This window comes from Stenotrophomonas sp. 96582_Sma (assembly GCF_056480905.1).
The window spans coordinates 3,873,248-3,896,233 of record NZ_CM151122.1; the positions used below are offsets into that span (position 1 = coordinate 3,873,248).

A 22,986-nucleotide genomic window follows, 5' to 3' on the forward strand; every position below is an offset into this window, starting at 1 on the left:
TTGGTGTCGAATCAGGCAGCGTTCTTGACAGCTTCAACGATCTTCTTGGCGCCATCGTTGATGTTGTCAGCCGGGATGATGGCCATGCCGCTGTCGCGCAGCAGCTGCTTGCCTTCTTCCACGTTGGTGCCTTCCAGGCGCACCACGACCGGAACCTTGACGCCCACTTCCTTCACGGCGGCGATGATGCCTTCGGCAATCATGTCGCAGCGGACGATGCCGCCGAAGATGTTGACGAAGATGCCTTCGACCTTGTCCGAGGACAGGATCAGCTTGAACGCTTCGATGACGCGCTGCTTGTTGGCACCGCCGCCCACGTCCAGGAAGTTCGCCGGCTCGCCGCCGTTGAGCTTGATGACGTCCATGGTGGCCATGGCCAGGCCTGCGCCGTTCACCATGCAGCCGATGTTGCCGTCCATGGTGACGTAGTTGATGTCCAGCTCCGAAGCGATCACTTCGGTCGGATCTTCCTGGGTCTTGTCGCGCATGGCGACCAGGGCCTTCTGGCGGAACGCGGCGTTGTCGTCGCTGTCGAACTTGCCGTCCAGCGCGTACAGGTTGCCGTCGTCCAGGATGGCCAGCGGGTTGATTTCAACCAGCGCCAGGTCCTTTTCGTTGAACAGGCGGTACAGGTTCACCATGATGCTGGCGAACTGGCCGGCCTGCTTGGCGGTCAGGCCCAGCTTGAAGCCGAAATCACGGCCGTGGTAACCCTGCACGCCTTCGACGAAGTCGACGTTCAGCGAGTGGATCAGCTCCGGGGTTTCAGCGGCGACCTGCTCGATCTCCACGCCGCCTTCCGAAGAGGCGATGTAGGTGATGGTCTTGGTGCCACGGTCGACCAGCACCGACAGGTACAGTTCCTTGACGATCTCGCCGGCGGTGGTCACCAGCACCAGGTTGACCGGCAGTTCAACGCCAGCGGTCTGGTAGGTGGCCATCTTGGTGCCGAGCATCTTGGCCGCAGCGGCCTTCACGTCGTCGGTGGTCTTGCAGAACTTGACGCCGCCAGCCTTGCCGCGGCCGCCAGCGTGGATCTGCGCCTTGACCATCCAGGGGCCCTGGCCCAGGGAGTTGGCAGCGGCAACCGCTTCGTCCGGGGTCGCAGCGACCTTGCCGGCCGGGACCGGGATGCCGTACTCGGCAAGCAGTTGTTTTGACTGGTATTCGTGGAAATTCATGCGTCACCGTGGGAATAGGAACGACCGCACGCAATTCCTCAGGGCCCCGGCGGGGCGCCGGCATGGACCGCGGCGGGCCCACTATTGTGGCCGAGCCGGCGCCGGGGCGCAAAGAAGTCTGTACAAAACGCCACACCCGGCCAGATTTCCACCGCCATTCAGGCAGTTGCGCCCGGGCCGGCGCTGACCACCGGTATCCACGGCAGGCCAAATGCGCGATCCGGGCGGCTCCGGCGGCGTCCTGCCGGGGGCCCTATACTGGTCAACCAAGGTGTGTAGTGTCGGGCTTGCCCGGCGGCTTCCGCCGCAGGCCACATAGAAGCGACGAACCCGCCCGGCTTCAGGGGATGCCAGGCAGGGCCGCCGCAGATTCCAGACCCAGGCAGCCAGAAGGGGAGTTCCGGCGTGTCACCCAGTGCTTCATTGATCGACCGCATCGAATCGATTCCGCGGCGTGAGCTGTACTTCTTCGCGCTGTACCGGGTGCTGATCGCCGCGGTCATCGCCGGCCTGCTCTACAGCCCCCTGTCCGGCATGGTCGGCGAGGCCCATCACCCGCGTCTGGCCGATACCGTCGCGGCGATCTATCTGCTGCTGTCGCTGCTGGCCCTGGCGATCGGCCGCAACGAACGCTGGCTGCGCCCGATCGTGGTCAGCAGCGTGCTGGTGGACATCATCGCCGCCACCCTGCTGGCGCATGCCCTGCCCGGTGCCAGCGCCGGCATTTCGATGTCGCTGCTGTTCAACATCGCCGCTGCCGCCACCCTGCTGCCGCTGAGCTGGGGCCTGGGCCTGGCGGTTGCTGCCAGCCTGGCCACCGGTACCGAATACCTCTGGAAGGTGCTCGAAGGCGGTGACCCCACCCGCACGCTGGCCGAGCTGGCCATGTTTGCCACCAGCTACCTGGCGCTGGCCTTCATCAGCTACCAGGTGGGCAACCGCGCGCGCCGCAACCAGCAGCTGGCCAACCAGCGCGGCGACGAAGTGGCCAACCTGTTCCAGATCAACGAACTGATCATCCGCCGCATGCGCACCGGCGTGCTGGTGGTGGACGCCGACAACCGCATCACCCTGGCCAATGAAGCGGCCTCGATGCTGCTCGGCGACAACGACGGCATCGGTGAGACGGGACGGCTGGATCTGGCCAGTGCTGCGCCGGAACTGGCGCGCCGCCTGCAGCGCTGGCGCAACGGCTGGGCGCAGGACGAACTGCCGCTGCAGCTCAACCCCGACCAGCCGGAAGTGCAACCGCGCTTCGCCCGCCTGCTGGCCGGCAGCGAACTGGCGCTGGTATTCCTGGACGACTCCAGCGTGGTCTCGCGGCGCGCCGAATCGCTCACCCTGTCGGCGATGGGCCGCTTCTCGGCCAGCCTCGCCCACGAGATCCGTAATCCGCTGGCGGCGATCAACTACGCCGTGCAGCTGCTGGAGGAAGGCACCGGTTTCAACGAAAGCGACCGCCGCCTGCTGCAGATCATCCGCCAGCAATGCCAGCGCACCAACGGCATTGTCGAGAGCGTGCTGGGGCTGGCACGGCGCGAGCGCGCCACACCCGAGAACGTCGACCTGGTCGCCTTCGTGCGCCGCTTCGTGCTGGAGTACAAGCAGGGCCAGACGCTGGAGACCGACAGCATCGAACCGATCATCAGCGACACGGCGGTGATGGCGCAGGTCGACAGCAAACACCTGTACCAGGTGCTCACCGTGCTGGTGCACAACGCACTGAAGTACGGCCGCATCGGCCAGCAGCCGGCGCGCGTGCGCCTGCGCGTGGCGCAGCACGAGCGCAGCGCGGTGATCGACGTGATGGACCGCGGCCCCGGCATTCCCGAGAGCGTGGCCGCACAGCTGTTCCGCCCGTTCTTCACTACCTCCGAGCACGGCACCGGGCTGGGCCTGTATATCGCCCGCGAGTTGTGCCGCGCCAACCAGGCACGGCTCGACTACATCCCGGTGCCCGCCGGCGGCTCCTGCTTCCGCCTGGTGCTGCCTGGCCCGCACACGCTGTTGCCCACCTGATTCCAATTCTGTGCGTCAAACATTTGTCGCTTCCAGCCCCCTCGTTTATCTTTCACGCCCATGAACGAAACCCGCAGCGCCCTCGTCGTCGACGATGAACGCGACATCCGCGAACTGCTGGTACTGACCCTCGGCCGCATGGGGCTGCGCATCAGTACCGCCGCCAACCTGGCCGAAGCACGCGAGCTGCTGGCCAGCAATCCGTACGACCTGTGCATCACCGACATGCGCCTTCCGGATGGCAACGGCATCGAGCTCGTCAGCGAGATCGCCCAGCACTACCCGCGCACACCGGTGGCGATGATCACTGCGTTCGGCAGCATGGACCTGGCCGTGGAAGCGCTGAAGGCCGGCGCCTTCGACTTCGTCAGCAAGCCGGTGGACATCTCGGTGCTGCGCGGCCTGGTCAAGCACGCGCTGGAACTCAACAACACCGAACGCCCTGCGCCCGGCCCCGCCACCGAACAGGCTGCACGCCTGCTGGGCGCTTCGCCGGCCATGGACGTACTGCGCACCACCATCGGCAAGGTCGCGCGCAGCCAGGCGCCGGTCTACATCCTGGGTGAGTCCGGCGTTGGCAAGGAACTGGTCGCACGCACCATCCACGCCCAGGGCGCGCGCGCGGCCGGACCGTTCATTCCGGTCAACTGCGGCGCCATTCCCGGCGAGCTGATGGAAAGCGAGTTCTTCGGCCATCGCAAGGGCAGCTTCAGCGGCGCCCATGCCGACAAGCCCGGCCTGTTCCAGGCCGCACACGGCGGCACCCTGTTCCTGGACGAAGTGGCCGAGCTGCCCCTGCAGATGCAGGTGAAGCTGCTGCGCGCCATTCAGGAAAAGTCGGTGCGTGCGGTGGGTGCGGCCAACGAAGAACCGGTGGACGTGCGCATTCTCTCGGCCACGCACCGTGACCTGGCCGAACTGGTCGAGGACGGGCGCTTCCGCCACGACCTGTACTACCGCATCAACGTGATCGAACTGAAGGTGCCGCCGCTGCGCGAGCGCCGCCAGGACCTGCCGGAGCTGGCAGCCGCCGTACTGGCACGCCTGGCCCGCAGCCACGGCCGTGCCACCCCGCTGCTGGCGCCGTCGGCGCTGGAAGCGCTGGCCCACTATGCGTTCCCGGGCAATGTGCGCGAGCTGGAGAACATTCTGGAGCGCGCGCTGGCACTGGCCGAAGAAGACCGCATCGGTGCCGACGACCTGCGCCTGCCGCAGCACGCCCCACGTGCGCCCGGCGGCGCTGCTCCTGCCGAAGCCGTGGCCGACCTGCAGCCGGGCGGTGCCGCCCTGCCCTCGTACATCGAGCAGCTGGAGCGCAGCGCCATCCAGCGCGCGCTGGAAGAGAACCGCTGGAACAAGACCCGCACGGCCGCGCAGCTGGGGATTACCTTCCGCGCGCTGCGCTACAAGCTGAAGAAGCTGGGGATGGAGTAAGGGCCGAACGGCCCTGGTAGGCGCCAACCTTGGTTGGCGTGCGCCGCCGCACCATCCACGCATGGCGTGGATCCACCCACCAACGTGGTAGTGCCGGCCGCTGGCCGGCAACCTCATGCATCGCGGCATCCACGCATGGCGTGGATCTACCCACCAAACGCGGTAGTGCCGGCCGCTGGCCGGCAACCTCATGCATCGCGGCATCCACGCATGGCGTGGATTTACCTCAATCCTTGGTAACGCGATTGATCTCGGCCAGGCTGGTCACACCCGCTGCCGCCTTCTTCAACGCCGACTGCCGCAGGTCATTCACCCCGATCTGCTGCGCCGCCTCGGCAATCTGCAGCGCGTTGCCGCCGGCCAGCACGATGGTGGCGATCTCATCGGTCATCGGCATCACCTGGTAGATACCGGTTCGGCCCTTGTAGCCCTCGGTGCACTCATCGCAGCCCACCGCCTCGTACAACTGGATGCCCGCATCCAGCTGCGCCTGGGTGAAGCCCTCGGCCAGCAACGCGTGCTCCGGCAGGTTGGCCGGTCGCTTGCAGTTGCCGCACAACCGGCGTGCCAGGCGCTGGGCGATCACCAGCGTCACCGAGCTGGTGATGTTGTACGGCGCGATGCCCATGTTCATCAGGCGCGCGATAGTCTGCGGCGCATCGTTGGTATGCAGCGTGGACAGCACCATGTGGCCGGTCTGCGCCGCCTTGATCGCAATCTCCGCCGTCTCCAGGTCGCGGATTTCGCCGACCATGATGATGTCCGGATCCTGTCGCAGGAACGAGCGCAGCGCCGCAGCGAAGGTCATGCCGCGCTTGTTGTTCTGCTGCACCTGATTGACACCGGGCAGGCGGATTTCCACCGGATCTTCGGCGGTGGAAATGTTGCGCGTCTCGTCGTTGAGGATGCCCAGCGCGGTATACAGCGACACGGTCTTGCCCGAACCAGTCGGGCCGGTCACCAGCACCATGCCGTACGGCTTGTGGATGGCGTCGTGGAACAGCTTCTGCTGGTCCGGTTCGTAGCCCAGCTTGTCGATACCCAGCTTGGCCGCACTGCCATCCAAGATACGCAGCACCACCTTTTCACCGAACAGGGTCGGCAGCGTGCTCACGCGGAAGTCGATCTGCTTGGTCTTGGACAGGTTCAGCTTGATGCGCCCGTCCTGCGGCACGCGCTTCTCGGCGATATCCAGCTGCGCCATCACCTTCAGGCGCGCAGCGATGCGCTGGTTCAACTTCACCGGCGCACGCGCCACCATCTTCAGCAGGCCGTCGATGCGCAGGCGCACGCGATAATCGTCTTCGTAGGGCTCGAAGTGGATGTCCGATGCGCCCTTGCGGATCGCATCGACCAGCACCTTGTTGACGAACTTCACCACCGGGGTGTCGTCGCCCTTGGCGTCGATGCCGGAGTCGCCGCCCGCGTTGTCTTCGTCGCCCAGTCCAACGTCGAGGTTGGCCATGCCCTCGTCGTCGCCGCCCAGCGCATCGCCGATGGTGTCGTGGCTGGCGTGCCACTGCTCCAGCGTGCGGCGGATCTGGTCTTCATCCACCAGGATCGGCTCCACCACCAGATTGGTGTGGAACTTGATCTCGTCCAGTGCATGGGTTGGATTGCTGGTACCCACGAACAGCTTGCCACCGCGCTTGAACAGCGGCAGCACATTATGTTTGCGCAGCAGTTCCTCGCTGACCAGGCTCATCGCGTTCTGGCTGGCGTCGAAGGTAGACACGTCGAACAAGGGCATGCCGAACTCGACCGCGTTGGCAGCGGCGAGCTGCGAGGCGCTGACCAGCTTGTTCTGCGCGAACCACGTCGGCAGTGGCTGCCTGGCGGCGGCAGCCTTGGCCATGGCGTCGCGGGCGGATGCCTCGTCCAGCGCGCCGTCCTGGACCAGGCGGCGGGCCAGGCCGGTGATGCCGACCAGATTGGGGGTGGTGACTGCGCTCATACGCTTCCTTTACTGGCCCAAGACGGCCGCCGTGGCGGCCATAGTGTTGTCTACAGGGGTGACATACTAACCGCGCAGCCCGTGTGAACGCTTGTCCAGACACACAAAGTCCGCCTTCAGAACGGCTGCTCCCGATGCCAACCCCAAGCGCTCTCGACGATAGCTACCAGGTCCTGCCAGCTTCGCTCCCATCCCAGCTCCCGTTGCGCCTTGGCACTGGACGCCACCAGCCGGGCCGGATCCCCTTGCCGGCGGCCGACTACCTCGAAAGGTACTGCGCGCCCGACCACCTGCGCGGCAGCCTCAACGATATCCATGACTGAGTAGCCTTGTTCACTGCCAAGATTGAAGTCATGGGCTCCCGGGCTCCGCTCCATCAGGTTCATCGCCAATCCATGAGCCCGTGCGAGATCCTGCACATGCACATAGTCCCGCACACAGGTCCCGTCAGGTGTGGGGTAGTCCACTCCAAATACCTTGAGCGGTGGCGCCCGTCCGGCGGCGGCCCTGAGCACGTTCGGAATCAGATGAGTCTCGCACGCATGCGCCTCACCTATGCCGTGTTCAGGAAGAGCACCGGCAGCATTGAAGTAACGAAGTACCACTGATGACAAGCCATACGCTTCCCAAGCGTCAGCAAGCATCCGCTCAACCATCAACTTGCTGGCGCCATAGGGATTGATCGGCTGCTTCGGCTGCTGTTCGTCGACAAGGGAAGCCGACGACTGCCCGAAGACAGCAGCCGAGGATGAAAAGACCAACTTGCCAATATCACTGCGCCGCAGCTGCGTCAGTAGATTCAGCGTACCGGCCACATTGTTCCGATAGGTGGGAAATGGATCGACGACTGAAGATGCAACCAACGAACTCGCAGCGAAATGCATCACGACGTCAAAGCGCCGCCCGCTTAACGCACGCACGAGCGAAGACTCGTCCAGTAGATCTGCCTGGATGAACTCCCCCCATTTAACTGCCTGCCGGTGACCGGTAGACAGGTTGTCCAACACGGTTACCGCATGGCCCTGTTCGGCCAGCCACTGTGACATGTGGCTACCGATGTAACCCGCCCCTCCACAGACAAGGACGTTCCACATCTGCATGACTCCACGTCAGATCGAATACCGCGCTGGACTATCGTCTTCCTCAATCCCGGCACGCGCCGGGAAGGAGACATGAGGAGGACCTTGGTCTCAGGCCTTGGCCTCTTCGTGATACTCATCGTCCACGTTGATCGACCACAGCCGACTTTTGTCCACGTTACCGGACAGGATCTGATCAGCAGCCTCTTTGGCTGTCAGCATCGAGTGATCCTGATTGTTGTAGCGGTGCATGCCATTGCGACCCACCAGGAACAGGTTCTGTACCTGATCCAATGCAGACCGCAATCGGTCGAACTGAGCGTAGGCCTCACCAAAGTAGCCTGGATAGGCTTTGGGTACTCGGATCACGACCGCATCCTGTGCACGCTCGGTAGTAACCAAGCCGATCTGGAGCATCTCGCGCTGGGCCAGTGCCTGCAGGTCGGCATCATCCATGTTCCACAGTGGGTCAGTCTCGCGACAGAAGAACTCGAGCCCCATCCACACCTTTGATGCGTCACGAACCATGTAGGGGCTCCAGTTATTGAAGACCTGTACCCGCCCAACGTTCACACCCGGTTCCTGAATGTAGATCCAGTTGTCGCCCAGTGCCCGCGGAAGATCGGCAGCATCGTAAAGCAGCCCGACGGTGATGAAATCACGGTACTGCAACCCATCGGCGATCGCAGCCACATCCTCGGGCCAGCTTGTCCGCGAGACGGACACCAGCTCACGCACGGGCATGGTCGAGACAACGTGCGAGCACTCCAACTTGAAGGCTTCGCCAGTCCCGGACTGTACGGTGACGCTGTGCACCAGACCTTCGCCCACTTCCAGGCCAACAGCGCGATGCTTCATCAACAACGTGCCACCACGCGCGACGAACTGCGCGGCAGCCGTTTCCCACATCTCACCGGGGCCATGCTTCGGATACAGGAAATTCTCGATCAACGAAGTCTGTTCAGCCTTTCCGTTCAAGCCCAGCGCGCTTCGCGCAGCATGCAACACCGCCTTGGTGATCGACAGGCTCTTGATGCGTTGCGCACCCCATTCGGCACTGATCTGGTTACAGGGCACACCCCATACCTTCTCGGTGTACTCCTTGAAGAACTGTCGATAAAGACGCTGCCCGAAGCGGTTCACGAGGAAGTCCTCCAGGCTCACTTCCGGCTCAATCTTGCTAACCTGCGAGCGCAGATAGCTGAAACCGAACAATACGGACTTGCCCACCCCGAGGTTTCGGAAACTGTCCGCATTCAGCTTCAACGGGTAAGAGAAAAAGCGCCGATTGAAATAGATGCGCGACAGGCGGTTGCGCACCAGCATCGCAGTCGGCTGTGAGCTCTCTGCCACAGGCGCCCCCGTCGGCAAGCCCTCACGCGCTTGGCCCTGATAGCGAAGATTCAACGGCACATCGCCTGTGTGTTCGATGGGCATCAGGTTCGCCCACCACTGCATCACCCAGTCCGACTTCGAAAAGAACCGGTGCCCACCAATATCGATGCGGTTTCCATTGTGGTTGACCGTGCGCGAGATGCCCCCCACGCAGTCGTCCGCCTCCAGCACGGTGACCTGCACACCCGGCTGACCCACTAGTTCCAACGCGGCAGTCAAACCCGCCGGACCCGCGCCGATGATTACTACATGCTTGCTCATGCCACCTCCCCGATGGCCCGTTCGCGTGCCCGCGACCGGAAAAGAATCAACTTGCGCAATGCGAAGTTCGACGTAAACGAGAACCCGACCGCAACGAGCCTAGCAATGCTCCCCGGCATACCAAGCCACTCAATGCAGACCCACATCACGCCCTGGACAACCAGCAGACCGAAGCAACCAATCAGCACGAATATGGCCAGCTCCGCCGAGGCCGAGCTGACCGCGCGTCGAACGAACACCCAGCGAACGCTAATGACGTAGGCGACAACACTGCCAACCAGGAAGCCCCCGGCAGCAGCAAAGTACCAGCCGCCAATCCACCATGAGAGGAGATAGAACGCTCCCAGATCAGCCGCCAAGGCGATGGCAGATGCTGCTAGATAGCCAATACCTTCGCCAACTACTCCCTTCCCGTGAATTGCGCCGCGCGAGGATCTATTCATTGTCAGTTCCCTCCCCACCACGAACCGAAACGGAGTTCCAAGACTGCCGATCAATGTGTGCCTTACCGGAGGGATCTTTCCAGTCACTGCATTTGTACAGGTAGTAGCTGCCGAGAAGCTCATCGGTATCCGGGTGACGAGCCTCCCATGTTCCCCGCACATGGCGAGTCTGTCGGAAAGGCAGGACGAAATAGTCGGGCGCAGCGACGTCCTTGTAAGGCGTACACATGTAGCGCAGCCCAGCGTCGCCGATCCAACACGAATCAGGCTCTCCGTTTACCGCGTTCACAGTGTCGCAGATCTCACCTTGGACGTTCACCGGTCCAATCTGGAGCTGGCGCTGTATGCCTGCGAATGATGTGCCTCGATTGAAAACCTGCCCTGCCATTTGGAAGATATTGAAGTAGCTTGCACGTCCTAGCACGAGCCATGGCCCTAACGGCGAGGGTTCTGCCGAGTACCAGTAGACAGTCGAGTCAAGCGGCACATGCTCACCGAACACATCTTGGCCTGCAGATGCCTCAACCACTCTCGACCAAGGACTCCGCGAATCCCAAAGGTGTACCGCCCCTCCCAATGCAATCAAAGAAAGCACTCCCAGTGCAGCACCGAGATTCCTCCCTGAGCGGGTATAGATCCAGGCAAGAAGCGCCACACATGAGCCAGCTATTAACGGGTAACCCAGTATCACTACATCCTGACGGACACGTTCCAGACTGCTACCGAGCGCCTTGAAAACCAGCCACGCACTGAACTGATAGCGAAACAAAGCGACCACAAGAATCGCAATGAGACCAACCAGCATGAAACCCTTGATGGTTCTTCCCACCTTGGTTGAAACGTATGGCCAAGCAATGCTCAGAGGAATCAGGCCGAGCACGGCCCATGGCAGAGTCGTCCGGGAGACACTCGCGCCCGTCCCGACGATCGCCACCATCAGAATAATCGCGACCCAATCCTTCGGCTGGCGTTGCCACTGATCCCACAGCACCCATGGCAAACCTGCCATCGCAAACCAGTGAACTACCCAGAGCACACGCCAAAACTGGGCGCCTGCAGGCAACGCCAACTGCAGCATATCGGCGAAGAGAACGGACAACGTGAGTCCGACGGCGAATGCCGCCATGACCGCCTTACAGAGCGCGACAAGAGGACTATCGATGGGAACACAACGGGAAAGCCGATACAGAAGATAAAAATCCGTGACGACAATGCACCAGTCCCGGACCTCCCAGTGGGAGAGGAAAATATTGTCACTCAACTGCAGCAGCAGCTCCATCCAATCCGGATCGATCCTAGTGAACAATCCGGAGAACGGCCCGACCTTGGCAATGCCCAAGATGCAGACAGGGATCGCCGCCAGTAGCGCCCACAGCCAACGTCGGTCCTGCATAACCAGCCAGCACCAGGCAACAATCGCCGCACCCAGCGCCTGCAATGGATGCAGGCCTCCTGCGATGCCCAAGGCAATAATTGCGCACATCGAGTGGCGACGAATCAAAAGGCCCAAAGCGATCAGAGACAGAGCTTCGGCAATGGGGCGAGCGGTCAGAAAAGGCTCTGCGTATGCAAATATGCTGTATGAGCCATATCCAGTAGGCATCACGATCAATGAGAAAATAGCAGGCCACTGCATTTTCCCAGGGAAGAGCACTCGGATCAGATACCAACTTGCAGCGTAGAAGCACAACCTGGTGAAGAAGGTAAACGCAAGAAAAACATCGCCCACTGGAAAATGACGAAGCAAGGCGGCCAAGAGCTGCGGGAATACCGTGAAGTCGGCCTGGCTTCCAGCAACAAAGAAGAGATCACGATTAAATACGTCCGGCGAAATTACCCTCAGCGCTTGCGCAAGATACAGAGTGGCGTCGTGACGAATACCCGTGTATGGCCTCAAATAGACAATCAGCGCCAATGCAAAACACCATGGCGCCATCCTGCGCAGAGCATTCATTCCCTATCCTTCCCCCAAAAAGGCAAGCCCCGCGTAAAGCGGGGCTCCCTTGAAACACTGCCCGCTCGAAAGAGCGGTGGAATTACTGGCAGCTACCCGGGCGGAACTTGGCCGGGATGTCACCGCCACAGGTCCACGCAACGGTGCCATTGGTCGAGTTCAGCGATGCGCTCAGCTCAATAGTCTGGTTATCAATGGCCGCATCGATGCCCTGGGCAGTCGCAACGATCTTGCCATCCTCCCACGCCACGCTCTTGACGTACTTCGACGACTGCACTTCATAACCGCTCCAGCTCGCAGCGGGCAGTGCATTGTTCGAAGCAGCGTATTCAGCCACAGCGGTACGCAGCGACGAAGCAGCCAGAATCACTTCCGACACCTTCGACTTCTTGGTGTAGTCAGAGTAGGCCGGCAGCGCGATGGCGGCCAGGATGGCGATGATCGCGACGACGATCATCAGTTCGATCAGGGTGAAGCCCTTCTGGTTCTTCATGGTGGTACATCCCCAAGATAAGTAGTGGTTGATGTCGGGGGTGGCTGCCGGCCGGCCAAATGACCGGATGAGCAGGCTGCCCGTCCCCGCGGGTGGATCAACGCAGGTTACGTGCCAATCTCCCATGGCAGCGTCTCCCCGATTTCCCCGCGCCAATGATGGCAGCAATTTCGCGGATGGGAACCCCCCAGAAGCGAATCTGCGATGGACGCGGCAATGTGACGCGGTACGTCACCTTTCGTCTCGCCAGGTCGAAAACCCTGCGCGGCGTCACGCCAGCAGGCTCCCCGGACGGCCCCGAACCGGCTACCATCGCCGGTCAGGATGCCCGCCTGGGGATGGCGGGCCTTGGGGAGCCAACATGTCTGTCAGTCGCAGTGCGATCAAGAAAGAGCCCGTGGCGCGAAGCACCATGGAGCTGCAACCGTTTGTCTGGGAGGGGACCGACAAGCGGGGTATCAAGATGAAGGGTGAGCAGTTGGCGAAGAACGCCAATCTGCTGCGCGCCGAACTACGCAAGCAGGGGATCAACCCCGGCCAGGTCAAACCGAAGCCGAAGCCGCTGTTCGGCGCAGCCGGCAAGCCGGTGACTGCCAAGGACATCGCGTTCTTCAGCCGGCAGATGGCCACGATGATGAAATCCGGCGTACCGATCGTCTCGGCACTGGAAATCATCGGCAGCGGGCACAAGAACCCGCGCATGAAGAAGATGGTGGATGGGATTCGGGCTGACATCGAGGGGGGTTCTTCACTGAACGAAGCGATCAGTCGTCACCCTGTCCAGTTCGACGAGCTCTACCGCAACCTTGTGCGCGCGGGTGAAAGCGCCGGCGTGCTGGAAACGGTACTGGACACGATCGCCTCCTATAAGGAGAACATCGAAGCACTGAAGGGCAAGATCAAGAAGGCCCTGTTCTACCCCGCCATGATTCTGGTGGTGGCCTTCCTGGTCAGTACGATCCTGCTCGTATGGGTCGTTCCCCAGTTCGAAGAAGTCTTCACCAGCTTCGGTGCAGACCTTCCGGCCTTTACCAAGATGGTCGTGGGACTATCTCGATTCATGGTTAGCTGGTGGCTGCCCATCGTGATCGTGATCGTTGCGGTGGTCGTTGGAACGATCATGGCCTACAAGCGATCGCCAAAGATGCAGCATGGCTTGGATCGGGCCATTCTGAAGGTACCAGTGATCGGGCAGATCATGCACAACAGTGCCATCGCCCGCTTTGCCCGTACTACGGCAGTGACCTTCAAGGCCGGTGTTCCCTTGGTGGAGGCGCTGGGCATTGTGGCCGGCGCGACCGGCAACAAGGTCTACGAGGAGTCCGTGTTGCGCATGCGCGATGACGTTTCGGTTGGCTATCCGGTCAACATGGCGATGAAGCAGACTGCTCTGTTCCCGCACATGGTCATCCAGATGACCGGCATCGGCGAAGAGGCCGGCGCCCTGGACGCCATGCTGTTCAAGGTGGCTGAATACTACGAGCAGGAAGTGAACAATGCCGTGGATGCCTTGAGCAGCCTGCTGGAACCGATGATCATGGTGTTCATTGGTACCATTGTCGGTGGCTTGGTCATCGCGATGTACCTGCCCATCTTCAAACTCGGCGCCGTCGTCGGCTAAAGGTATCAATGGCATTTCTCGACCAGCACCCCGGCCTCGGCTACCCCGCCGCGGCCGCCCTGGGACTGCTGCTGGGCAGTTTCCTGAACGTGGTCATCCTGCGGCTGCCCAAGCGGCTGGAGTGGCAGTGGAAGCGCGATGCGCGCGAAGTCCTGGAGGAACCGGACTTCTATGAACCACCCCCACCGGGGATCGTGGTGGAGCCGTCGCACTGCCCGCACTGCAAGCACAAGCTGAGCTGGTACGAGAACATCCCGCTGTTCAGCTGGATCATCCAGGGTGGCAAGTGCCGCCACTGCAAGGCGCCGATCTCGCTGCAGTACCCGCTGGTGGAGGCGCTGACCTCGGTGCTGGTGCTGGCCTGCGTCTGGCAATTCGGCTTCGGCTGGCAGGGCTTCGGTGCCATCGTGCTGACCTGCTTCCTGATCGCCCTGTCCGGCATCGACCTGCGCACGCAGTTGCTGCCCGACCAGTTGACCCTGCCGCTGATGTGGCTGGGGCTGATAGGCAGCATCGACAACCTGTATATGCCAGCCAAGCCCGCCCTGGTGGGTGCAGCAGTGGGTTACCTGTCGCTGTGGACGGTCTGGTGGCTGTTCAAGCAGCTGACCGGCAAGGAAGGCATGGGCCACGGCGACTTCAAGCTGCTGGCGGCCCTGGGCGCCTGGTGTGGTCTGAAGGGCATCCTGCCGATCATCCTGCTGTCGTCGGTGCTGGGCGCCATCATCGGCTCGATCTGGCTGTACAGCCGCGGCCGTGACCGCGCCACGCCCATCCCGTTCGGGCCGTACCTGGCCATCGCCGGCTGGCTGTACTTCATGTGGGGTGCGCCGCTGGTGGAGCAGTACCTGGTGATCAGCGGGCTGCGCTGAGGGGAGTCCCCATGAGCCGCTATGTGGTTGGCCTGACCGGCGGCATCGCCTCCGGCAAGAGCGAGGTGACCCGGCGCTTTGAGGCGCTGGGGATCGTGGTGGCCGACGCCGATCTGGCCGCTCGCGCCGTGGTTGCCGCTGGCAGCCCGGCGCTGGCCCGCATTGCCGAGCGTTTCGGCGCCGACATGCTGCTGGCCGATGGCAGCCTGGACCGGGGGCGCCTGCGCGCCCACGTGTTTGCCGACCCGGCCGAGCGGACGGCGCTGGAAGCCATCACCCACCCGGCCATCCGCCTGCTGATGCAACAGCAGTGCGAGCAGGCTGAGAGCCCCTATGCGATTGCCGCGATTCCGCTGCTGACCGAGGTGGGTGGGCGGAAAGCCTACCCGTGGCTGGACCGGGTGTTGCTGGTGGATGCGCCCGAAGCCGTGCAGCATGCGCGGCTGATGCAGCGCGATGGCATTGATGCCACGCTGGCCGACCGGATGATTGCTGCGCAGGCCAGCCGCGCACAGCGGTTGGCGCTGGCCGATGACGTGGTGGTCAATGATGGGCAGCCGGAGGACCTGCAGGTGCAGGTGGAACAGCTGCATGCGCGGTATCTGGGGTTGGCCGGGGGGTGAGGCCTGGTTGCCGGCCAGCGGCCGGCACTACCGAAGCGCATCCACGCATGACGTGGATCTACACGCGCGGGGCGCGGCAGCGATCACGGTGGTGGCACAAGCGACACAGGGCGCGATGCAAGGTCGGCGGGGTTCGTGCCGACCAAGGTCGGCACCTACCGCTTACAACGGCTTCGGCGAGAACGTCAGGGTGGCAATCACGCCACGCTGGCCGCCGGGGCGCACGCTTACCTGCCAGCCGTACAGGTCGCACAGGCGGCTGACGATCGACAGGCCGATGCCGCCGCCCTGCGAGTGGCCGGCATGCGTGCCGCGGTAGCCACGCTGGAACAGCTTGGCCGCGTCTTCCTCGCTCAGGCCCGGGCCACTGTCGGTTACCGACACCGAGTTGGTGCCGACGAACACGCGCACTTCGCCGTCCTGCGAGTACTTCACCGCATTGCCGATCAGGTTGCCCAGCGCCACCGACAAGGCGGCTTCGGGTGCGTCGATGACCAGGTTGCGCTCGCCTTCCAGCAGCAGCTCCAGCGGCTTGCCGCCCAGCTGCGCGCGATGCGCGTCCAGCAGCTGCTCGGCCACGCGGGCCACATTGCTGGTGCCCTGCCCGCGCTCGTTGCGCGACAGCAGCAACAGCGCGCCGATCAGATCACTGCACTGCTGTTCGGCGCGCTGGATGCGCTGCAGGCGCTGCAGCACCTTTTCGTCCAGGCCGGGCCGGGTCAGCAACAGTTCGGTGGCGCCACGGATCACTGCCAGCGGCGTACGCAGCTCATGGCTGACGTCTGCATTGAATTCACGGTCGCGCTGCACCACTTCGGTCAGCCGCGAGGAATAGTCGTCCAGCGCCTGTGCCAGCTGCCCCACTTCGTCGTCGGGGAAGCGTGGCGCCAGGGGTTCGGGGTCACTGGTGCCGCCGCGATAGGCACGCAGCCGCGCGGCCAGATCCGACACCGGCTTCATCACCTTCGAGGCCGACCACCAGCCCAGCACCAGCGACAGCACGCTGAACACCAGCACCGACAGCACCAGCGCGCGGTTGAGCTGCTTGCCGCCGCGCACGCTGTCGGTCATGTCATAGGCGAGGAAGAACCAGGCGTCGGGCGTCTTGCGCACGGCCAGCTTGTAGGAGTACGGCTCGCCGTGCTCATCGCCGCTGACGCTGTGGATGCCATCGGAGAAGCCCGCCCACTGCGCGCGCTCTTCGCGCACCCGGTCGAACTTGTCCTTCGAATAGGCATAGGCCTTGATCTGCAGCACCGGTGCGTCCGGGTTATGCCCGGGGTGCTCGTAATAGCGGCGCGCATACTCGTCGATATTGCGGTTCATCAGCTCTTCCACCAGCTGGTTTTCCACGCGCAGGCGGGCCCAGTTGGTGGCGAACGCGAACAGTGTCGTCAGGCAGAAGCCCAACAACACGAACGAAACGATGATGCGGCTGCGCAGGCGCCGCCGATAAGGCGTGCGCCGGCGCTCCCCCTTGGTTGCCACCGAATCAGGCTTCCGGGGTGGCGATGCGGTATCCGATGCCATGGCGGGTCTGGATCAGCGGCACTTCAAACGGCTTGTCGACCACCGCACGCAGGCCATGGATGTGCACGCGCAGGGAATCCGAATCGGGCAGTTCTTCACCCCACACACGGGTTTCCAGCTCCTGGCGGGTCACCACGGCCGGGGCCGCTTCCATCAGCGCCTGCAGGATCTTCAGTGCGGTCGGGTTGAGCTGCAGCAGCTTGCCCTGGCGGCGCACTTCCAGCGTATCCAGGTTGTATTCCAGATCGCCGGTTTCCAGCACGCGGGTCTGCACGCCCTTGCCGCGTCGCGACAGGGCGTTCAGACGCACTTCCACTTCCTGCAGCGCGAACGGCTTGATCAGGTAGTCGTCCGCGCCGGAATCGAAGCCGGCCAGCTTGTTGTCCAGCGAATCGCGGGCGGTGAGCATCAGTACCGGGGTCTGCTTGCGCGCTTCATTGCGCAACTTGCGGCAGACCTCGATGCCGTCCATGCCTGGCAGATTGAGATCCAGCACGATCGCGTCGAACTCGTGCACCACGGCCAGGTGCAGACCGGTAACCCCGTCAGCCGCGAAGTCCACGGTGTGGCCCCGGTCCTCCAGGTAGTCGCCCAGGTTGGCCGCAATGTCGCTGTTGTCTTCGATTACCAGGATTCTCACTGTCACCTCTAATTTACGAATTTGCCGATGCGCTGGGCCTGGCCCATATCACGCTGTGCCTTGTCCTTCCGCCGGGCGCGCTCGGCAACGGTAGTGCACTGCGTCGTGGACCGGTTCGAACCCGTGGCCTTTTCACGTTGGCATATTAGACGACTATCCTCACGTGCCTGTGTCAAAACCGTGTTCACGATCTGCTGGTCGTTGAAGACATCGGTTCGTACCTGTTCAGGCATGGAATCGCGGTCAGGATGCTGCTCGACGGCCGTACGCATGCGCACCAGCGCCTCGCGTACGCGGCTGCGGTCGGTCTGCTTCAGTTCGCTGTAGGTCTCGCCATCGTTGAGTTCGATTTCGATGCGCTCGATCTGCTGCTGCAGCGGCTTGCCGGGGACAAAGACCTCACCGGACTGGTTCGATGCAGAGGCGGCGGTGGCCAGGGTCAGGCCCGAGATCAGGACCGCCGACATCAGGAGGGACTTCATGACAAACGAATCCTTGTTTGAGTTGAGTGTTGACTGTATTCGCACCACCTTCACGCCAGCAAGTGCCATGCGCAGGGGCATCGGACGGCCTAGTGGTTGGTGGCAGGGTTGAAGTTGTTGAAGGTGCGCTGGTCGTTGAGCAGGGCCTTGCCCTTTTCCTCGATCCGGCGGCGCTCGGCCACGGTCAGGCAGCGGCTTTTAGGCATGTTGCTGCCGGTGGTGCGGGTGTGCTGGCAGATCTGGCGGCTGTCCTCGTGGGCGCGGACAAGAACGGTATTGATACGCTCCTGGTCGTTGAACACCTCCGCCTGGACCTGCGGCGGGAGCTCCTGAAGCGTGCGGTGGTCGCCCATGCGCTGGGTGATGCGCGCCAGTGCCTGCTGCACCTGGGCGCGGTCATCGGCGGAAATCTCGCTGTACTCGCCGTCATCGAGGGCCTTCTCAACCCGCCGGACCTGCTCGGCCACCGGGGCCTGCCCATCCATCTGTATGGCGGTCTTCTCCGGCTTGGCGGAGACAGCACCAGACAGCCCCAGCAACAACGCGATCATCGTGATGCGGTACATCGCCAGCCTCCGGATCCATCCAGGAACGATGGGCGCCACTCTACGGCCGTCACGCTGCCTCCACAAGGGACTTCCGGCGGCATAAAAAAGACCCAGGCGGTGCCCCGCCTGGGTCTGAAGTCGTATCCCGATACCGATCCTGCTGAGAGGCAGAGCTGCGGTTCGCTGAAGGCTACGCCGGCGCCGATTAAAGGCGCGTTAAAGCCGGCCTCATTTGCCCATGAGAATTTCAAGCCATTGATTAATCACGGCTTTTTGATCTTCTCGACGTGCTCGATGATACGCGTGGCCACATCCACCCCGCAGGCGGCTTCGATGCCCTCCAGCCCTGGCGTGGAGTTGACCTCCAGCACCAGCGGGCCACGCGCGGAGCGGATCAGGTCCACACCACAGACCGACAAGCCCAGCGCCTTGGCCGAACGCACCGCCACCTGCTGTTCGGCGCGGCTGGCCTTGGCCGCCACCGCGGTGCCGCCGGCATGCAGGTTGGAGCGGAAGTCACCTTCCGGCGCCTGGCGCTGCATCGACGCCACCACCTGGTCACCGACCACGAAGCAGCGCAGGTCGGCGCCCTTGGCTTCGCCGATGAACTCCTGCATCAGGAAGTTGGCGTACAGGCCCCGCAGGGCCTCGACGATGCCACGCGAAGCGCTGGCCTTCTCGGTGAGGATCACGCCCCGTCCCTGGGTGCCCTCGTTGAGCTTCACCACGTGCGGCGGCGGGCCGAGCATGGACAGCAGGTCGACGGTGTCATCGGGGTTGTCGCCGAACACGGTGACCGGCATGTCGATGCCCTTGGCTGCCAGCAACTGGTGCGCGCGCAGCTTGTCGCGCGAACGCAGGATCGCATCGGACGGGTTGGGAGTACGCGCGCCCATCAGCTCGAACTGGCGCAGCACGGCGGTGCCATAGCGGGTGATCGAGGCGCCGATGCGCGGGATGACCATGTCCACGCCGGTCATCGGCCGGCCCTTGTAGTGCATCGAAAAACCATCGGCGGCGATGCGCATGTAGCAGCGCAGCGGGTCGAGGATGCGAACGGTGTGGCCGCGCGCGCGCGCCGCCTCGACCAGCCGGCGGGTGGAGTACAGGGAGCTGTTGCGGGACAGGATGGCGAGCTTCATCGCGGCAGGATCGGACGGCAGGCGCGCAGCATAGCGCGGGCGTGTGGCGGGCGGATGATGCCCTGCAGGCCGCCGTATCTGCGTGCCTGCCGAGGCTGTGCGAAGATGGCTGTTGCCGGCTACAGGACAGGACACGGCCGGCTTACACAACCCAAGGAGAACCACAGATGCGAATGGGAATTCCGCTGTTGTTGCTGTTTGGCCTGATGGGGAGCGCCGCACACGTACAGGCTGCGCCCACCCACGCAGTCTCCCGGCTCTACTTCTATGCCAACAACACCCTGATCGGCCAAGGCCTGCGCTACTGCACGGGCAAGACACAGCACCAGGGCGTTGCCTCACACGCCAATACCCGCTGGATCGATGTTTCCTACGCCTGCCAGGGCGACTCGACCGACGTTTCCTATGGCAGCTGGGTGCCTGCGCAACTGCGGCAGGACTTCTGCACGCTGTATGACGCCTGCACGTCACTGATGCCGTGGCCGGAACCCGGCCTGCCCGGCACCCTCGGCAACGGCTTCTACTCAGACTGACAGCCGGTAGTCGCCGCACTGTCTCCGGCGATGGCAGCACCGTCGCCGGAGACCCCGCCCACTACACCCCGGAGACTTCATGCCGTTGACGATCCTTCCGCGTTTCTCCGAAGTGGATGTACTCGGCCACGTCACCAACACCGCCCTGCCCGTCTGGTTCGAGGAAGGTCGCCAGGAGATCTTCCGCCATTTCAGCCGCGAGGCCAGCATGCGCGACCTGACGCTGATCCTGCGCCGCTACGAGATCGACTTCCTGCAGCAGATACAGCCGGGACACGAAGTGCGCATCGAGACCCGCATCGAAAACATCGGCCGCTCCTCGCTGTCGATCGTGCAGCAGGCGTTCCAGTTCGAGGCCCTGGTGGCCAGCGGGCGCTGCGTGATGGTGCATTTCGACTACACAACCAACGCCTCGCGCGCCATCGATGCAGAGCAGCGCCGGGCATTGTCAGGGCTGTTTACCGAGGAGTATGCGCAACAGGTGCAGGCGGCAGACGCATGAGCCATACGGAAGTCCGGTCATCCGCACCCGGTACTGCCCGCAGCCCATTTCTTCAGCTTTTCCAGCGCTTTCCCGGCGTGCATCGACGACGCATGCCGGAACCTTCCTGTTTGATTGGACGCAGTCTAACCTGTGACTGAGGGCCGCTGATCCGCGCGGGGCAGGCGCAGCGAGAAGCCCCCATCGCGGACACGCACGGCCAATGCGGTTTCCCGCCATTCCACAGGCAGCGCCAATGCCGTGTGTGGCGTGGGGACGCGTGTGATCGCCTCGAACGTCCAGTGTTCCTCATAGGCTTCGCAGCGAAGCGTTCCGTCATCGCCGACCGCGATGACATCGATCCAGGCCCCACTCCGGGTCTTGCCGCTGCCGCCCATCGCACGGCGGCCAATGGCCTGCCAACGCCCCTGCCAGTGGACGAGCCATACGCCCTCGATGGGACGCAGATCCCCATCAAGCACGCTGCCCGCCACCACCACGCATCGTCCGGACGGGCTGGCAATGACCGTCTCCAGATCGCAGGCGTGACGGTCACTGGGCTGGCCATCAAGACAGAGCGCGTACGGGCAGATGCGCGCGAACAAGGTCGGATGCGCAGTCAGGCGCAGGTCGTCGGGAAGCAGCGGGATGGCCTGCAGCACCCGGGCATCAGGCAGGACATGCCGCAACACCTGCGGCACCCCGGCGGCCAGCGCCGGATGCTCCTGTTCCAGCCATAAACCCCGGCAGGGGCGCAGCGTGGTCGATCGACTGGGAATATCCCGCAACCACATCGCGGCTTCGGCATCCCCGCCAAGCTGCCGGCGCTCGTGCAGTTCCTGCCAGAACAGGCTGGGAACAATCGCCAGCAGGTGCATCACCCTCTTGTCCGCTTCGTCGTAGACGATCACCGCTTCGCTGCGATCACTGTAGCCACTGGCCACACGCAGCGCGCTGCCCGCCAGCGCCAGCCACTCGCCGCTGGCATCGTGGCTGCCTGCGGTGGATACGCCCTCGACAATGGCGCCATCGCGCAGCATCAGGGTGCCGTAGGCCGGCCCGCCCATGCCCAGCTCGCCCCAATCCAACAGCACATCATGCGTGGGCGGCCGGGGTGCGAAGGGCAGCTTCGCCCGCGAGCGCAGCAGTGCGCCCCCTACGGCATCGCCGACCAGATCGAAGTGCTGCAGCACGCCGCCCAGGGCAAGGCATGCGGCCAGGCCAACGACCACACCCCAAGGCGACCACCACACCACGCAGATCGCTACCCATATCAGGAACGGCAGCCACTGGGTGAAGCGGCGGAGGGCGATTCGATCAACGGTCATGCAGGCTGGGCGGCGGCGACTGTGCACCATTCAAACCTTCAACGCTCTGCCAGGCAATGGGGTTCGAGCCGGCAATGCCGCTAGACTCTCGCTGATGATGGAACCGATGACTGCCGTGAATCTCCGGAATCTGCTGCAGGACATGCTGCCGCGATGGAGAGCACTGGCCAAGGCCCCGGGCCAGCCGCGCCGCACGCTTCGCCTGCCGGATTGGCAGGCGGACTGGAACGCAGGCATGGCCTTGCTTGCACGCCATGCGCGCAATGGCGGTGAATCTGTGGAGGAACCGCTGCAGGGACATGCGGCCCTGGAGCATGCCTACGGCTGGGAGACGGTTGCACAGACCGGCAGCAACCTGCTGCTGAAAGGCGTTGACCGCGGCTTCGCCCCCACGGCGTTGCAGCAGATGCATGCCGACGTAGCAGATCTCTGGCTCGAGCATGCGCATTTGCTGGCCCTTGCCCGGGACAGCCTGCAACAGCAAGGCCACGACATCGCGCTGGCTGCGTCGTTGCAATCGCGTACAACGCAGCACTACGAATACGCACTGCAGCTGTTGTCACTGGGCGTGCTGCTGGATGCGCAGGAACGCCTGCCGGCGCTGGTGGAGAAGGTGCTCTGTTTCGACACCGACCGCGTGCTGGACTACCTCAGCGCGCCGGCGCTGGGCCTGGTGGAAGCCAGTGATGAGGTCTTTCATCCGCGACCGTTCGCCGAGCTGTTCGCGCCGCTGCGCGACGGTGAAGCGTTCGACCCTTCACTGCTGGCCGGCTACCTGCAGGTGCAGTACCGCGACTTCTTCCTGCTGCCGCCAAAGGCTCAAAAGCGGACCCGGCGCCTGATCGGGCCGAACGCGTGGGGCTACTGGGCATTTGAAGTGGCTGCGCTGGTGGTGCTGTATGGCGGTGACGACGCCACGCTACGCACCTGCCCCCACTACCCTTCCGACCTGGTGGACTTCGCCCGGCGTTGA

21 protein-coding genes are annotated in these 22,986 nt (G+C 63.5%); 8 read left to right on the forward strand and 13 right to left on the reverse strand.

The genetic code is table 11. From position 1 onward, the window contains the following. Positions 1 to 11 precede the first annotated feature (11 nt). A complete protein-coding gene (gene sucC / locus ACZK2R_RS18135) occupies positions 12 to 1,181 on the reverse strand; it encodes an ADP-forming succinate--CoA ligase subunit beta (RefSeq protein ID WP_004154430.1) in 1,170 nt (389 codons plus the stop codon). Positions 1,182 to 1,586: 405 nt separating this feature from the next. On the opposite strand from sucC, the gene ACZK2R_RS18140 reads away from it, so the two are divergent. Together ACZK2R_RS18140 and ACZK2R_RS18145 are read left to right on the forward strand one after the other, a co-directional pair. Beyond that, a complete protein-coding gene (locus ACZK2R_RS18140) occupies positions 1,587 to 3,200 on the forward strand; it encodes a sensor histidine kinase (protein WP_049401617.1) in 1,614 nt (537 codons plus the stop codon). A 60-nt stretch (positions 3,201 to 3,260) separates the two neighbouring features. After that, positions 3,261 to 4,634 carry a sigma-54-dependent transcriptional regulator gene (locus tag ACZK2R_RS18145; protein ID WP_180838169.1) on the forward strand — a complete coding sequence of 458 codons (1,374 nt, stop codon included), beginning with the start codon at positions 3,261 to 3,263 and terminating at the stop codon, positions 4,632 to 4,634. Positions 4,635 to 4,860: 226 nt separating this feature from the next. Here ACZK2R_RS18145 and pilB read toward each other — a convergent pair whose 3' ends face one another. The 6 genes from pilB to ACZK2R_RS18175 form a co-directional block, all read right to left on the reverse strand. Beyond that, complete coding sequence (gene pilB, locus ACZK2R_RS18150) at positions 4,861 to 6,588, reverse strand: type IV-A pilus assembly ATPase PilB (protein ID WP_149908722.1); 1,728 nt, start codon at positions 6,586 to 6,588, stop codon at positions 4,861 to 4,863. Positions 6,589 to 6,704: 116 nt separating this feature from the next. Further along, positions 6,705 to 7,634: a UDP-glucose 4-epimerase GalE gene (gene galE, locus ACZK2R_RS18155; protein WP_440565990.1), complete on the reverse strand. Its 930-nt coding sequence runs from the start codon at positions 7,632 to 7,634 to the stop codon at positions 6,705 to 6,707. Positions 7,635 to 7,778: 144 nt separating this feature from the next. Next, a complete protein-coding gene (locus ACZK2R_RS18160; RefSeq protein ID WP_180838168.1) occupies positions 7,779 to 9,323 on the reverse strand; it encodes an NAD(P)/FAD-dependent oxidoreductase in 1,545 nt (514 codons plus the stop codon). Further along, positions 9,320 to 9,766, reverse strand: coding sequence for a GtrA family protein (locus tag ACZK2R_RS18165; protein ID WP_180838167.1), 447 nt, complete (start codon positions 9,764 to 9,766; stop codon positions 9,320 to 9,322). Before ACZK2R_RS18165 ends, ACZK2R_RS18160 begins: the two co-directional genes overlap by 4 nt. After that, positions 9,759 to 11,720 (reverse strand): hypothetical protein, encoded by a 1,962-nt coding sequence (locus tag ACZK2R_RS18170; RefSeq protein WP_180838166.1) that lies wholly within the window; start codon positions 11,718 to 11,720, stop codon positions 9,759 to 9,761. Before ACZK2R_RS18170 ends, ACZK2R_RS18165 begins: the two co-directional genes overlap by 8 nt. 82 nt (positions 11,721 to 11,802) lie before the next feature. Then, positions 11,803 to 12,213 (reverse strand): pilin, encoded by a 411-nt coding sequence (locus ACZK2R_RS18175; protein ID WP_478487520.1) that lies wholly within the window; start codon positions 12,211 to 12,213, stop codon positions 11,803 to 11,805. A 361-nt stretch (positions 12,214 to 12,574) separates the two neighbouring features. Here ACZK2R_RS18175 and ACZK2R_RS18180 point away from each other — a divergent pair, with 361 nt between their 5' ends. From ACZK2R_RS18180 to coaE, 3 genes are read left to right on the forward strand one after another with little or no spacing between them, the layout of a single operon-like run. Then, on the forward strand, positions 12,575 to 13,834 hold the full coding sequence (locus ACZK2R_RS18180) for a type II secretion system F family protein (RefSeq protein WP_149908727.1): 1,260 nt from the start codon (positions 12,575 to 12,577) through the stop codon (positions 13,832 to 13,834). A gap of 8 nt (positions 13,835 to 13,842) precedes the next feature. Further along, positions 13,843 to 14,706, forward strand: coding sequence for a prepilin peptidase (locus ACZK2R_RS18185; RefSeq protein ID WP_180838164.1), 864 nt, complete (start codon positions 13,843 to 13,845; stop codon positions 14,704 to 14,706). 11 nt (positions 14,707 to 14,717) lie between these two features. After that, positions 14,718 to 15,329: a dephospho-CoA kinase gene (coaE, locus tag ACZK2R_RS18190; RefSeq protein ID WP_180838163.1), complete on the forward strand. Its 612-nt coding sequence runs from the start codon at positions 14,718 to 14,720 to the stop codon at positions 15,327 to 15,329. Positions 15,330 to 15,491: 162 nt separating this feature from the next. On the opposite strand, the gene ACZK2R_RS18195 is transcribed toward coaE, so the two are convergent. The 5 genes from ACZK2R_RS18195 to rimK form a co-directional block, all read right to left on the reverse strand. Further along, on the reverse strand, positions 15,492 to 16,859 hold the full coding sequence (locus ACZK2R_RS18195; protein WP_032128829.1) for a sensor histidine kinase: 1,368 nt from the start codon (positions 16,857 to 16,859) through the stop codon (positions 15,492 to 15,494). Then, a complete protein-coding gene (locus ACZK2R_RS18200; RefSeq protein WP_005410804.1) occupies positions 16,822 to 17,499 on the reverse strand; it encodes a response regulator transcription factor in 678 nt (225 codons plus the stop codon). Before ACZK2R_RS18200 ends, ACZK2R_RS18195 begins: the two co-directional genes overlap by 38 nt. Positions 17,500 to 17,507: 8 nt before the next feature. Next, positions 17,508 to 17,981, reverse strand: a complete 474-nt coding sequence (locus ACZK2R_RS18205) for a hypothetical protein (RefSeq protein ID WP_032128830.1) — start codon at positions 17,979 to 17,981, stop codon at positions 17,508 to 17,510. An 89-nt stretch (positions 17,982 to 18,070) separates the two neighbouring features. After that, positions 18,071 to 18,547 carry a hypothetical protein gene (locus tag ACZK2R_RS18210; RefSeq protein ID WP_010481495.1) on the reverse strand — a complete coding sequence of 159 codons (477 nt, stop codon included), beginning with the start codon at positions 18,545 to 18,547 and terminating at the stop codon, positions 18,071 to 18,073. A 245-nt stretch (positions 18,548 to 18,792) separates the two neighbouring features. Continuing rightward, the gene (gene rimK, locus ACZK2R_RS18215) at positions 18,793 to 19,671 is read right to left on the reverse strand and encodes a 30S ribosomal protein S6--L-glutamate ligase (protein WP_005418651.1); all 879 of its coding nucleotides are present in this window, start codon (positions 19,669 to 19,671) and stop codon (positions 18,793 to 18,795) included. 167 nt (positions 19,672 to 19,838) lie between these two features. Here rimK and ACZK2R_RS18220 point away from each other — a divergent pair, with 167 nt between their 5' ends. Continuing rightward, a complete protein-coding gene (locus ACZK2R_RS18220) occupies positions 19,839 to 20,204 on the forward strand; it encodes a hypothetical protein (protein WP_258015804.1) in 366 nt (121 codons plus the stop codon). Between the two features lie 79 nt (positions 20,205 to 20,283). After that, positions 20,284 to 20,706, forward strand: a complete 423-nt coding sequence (locus ACZK2R_RS18225; protein WP_049425109.1) for an acyl-CoA thioesterase — start codon at positions 20,284 to 20,286, stop codon at positions 20,704 to 20,706. Positions 20,707 to 20,831: 125 nt separating this feature from the next. On the opposite strand, the gene ACZK2R_RS18230 is transcribed toward ACZK2R_RS18225, so the two are convergent. Next, on the reverse strand, positions 20,832 to 22,013 hold the full coding sequence (locus ACZK2R_RS18230) for a hypothetical protein (protein ID WP_258015803.1): 1,182 nt from the start codon (positions 22,011 to 22,013) through the stop codon (positions 20,832 to 20,834). Between ACZK2R_RS18230 and ACZK2R_RS18235 the strand changes: the two genes are divergently transcribed. Next, positions 22,012 to 22,986, forward strand: coding sequence for a PoNe immunity protein domain-containing protein (locus ACZK2R_RS18235; protein WP_478444953.1), 975 nt, complete (start codon positions 22,012 to 22,014; stop codon positions 22,984 to 22,986). The genes ACZK2R_RS18230 and ACZK2R_RS18235 overlap by 2 nt on opposite strands.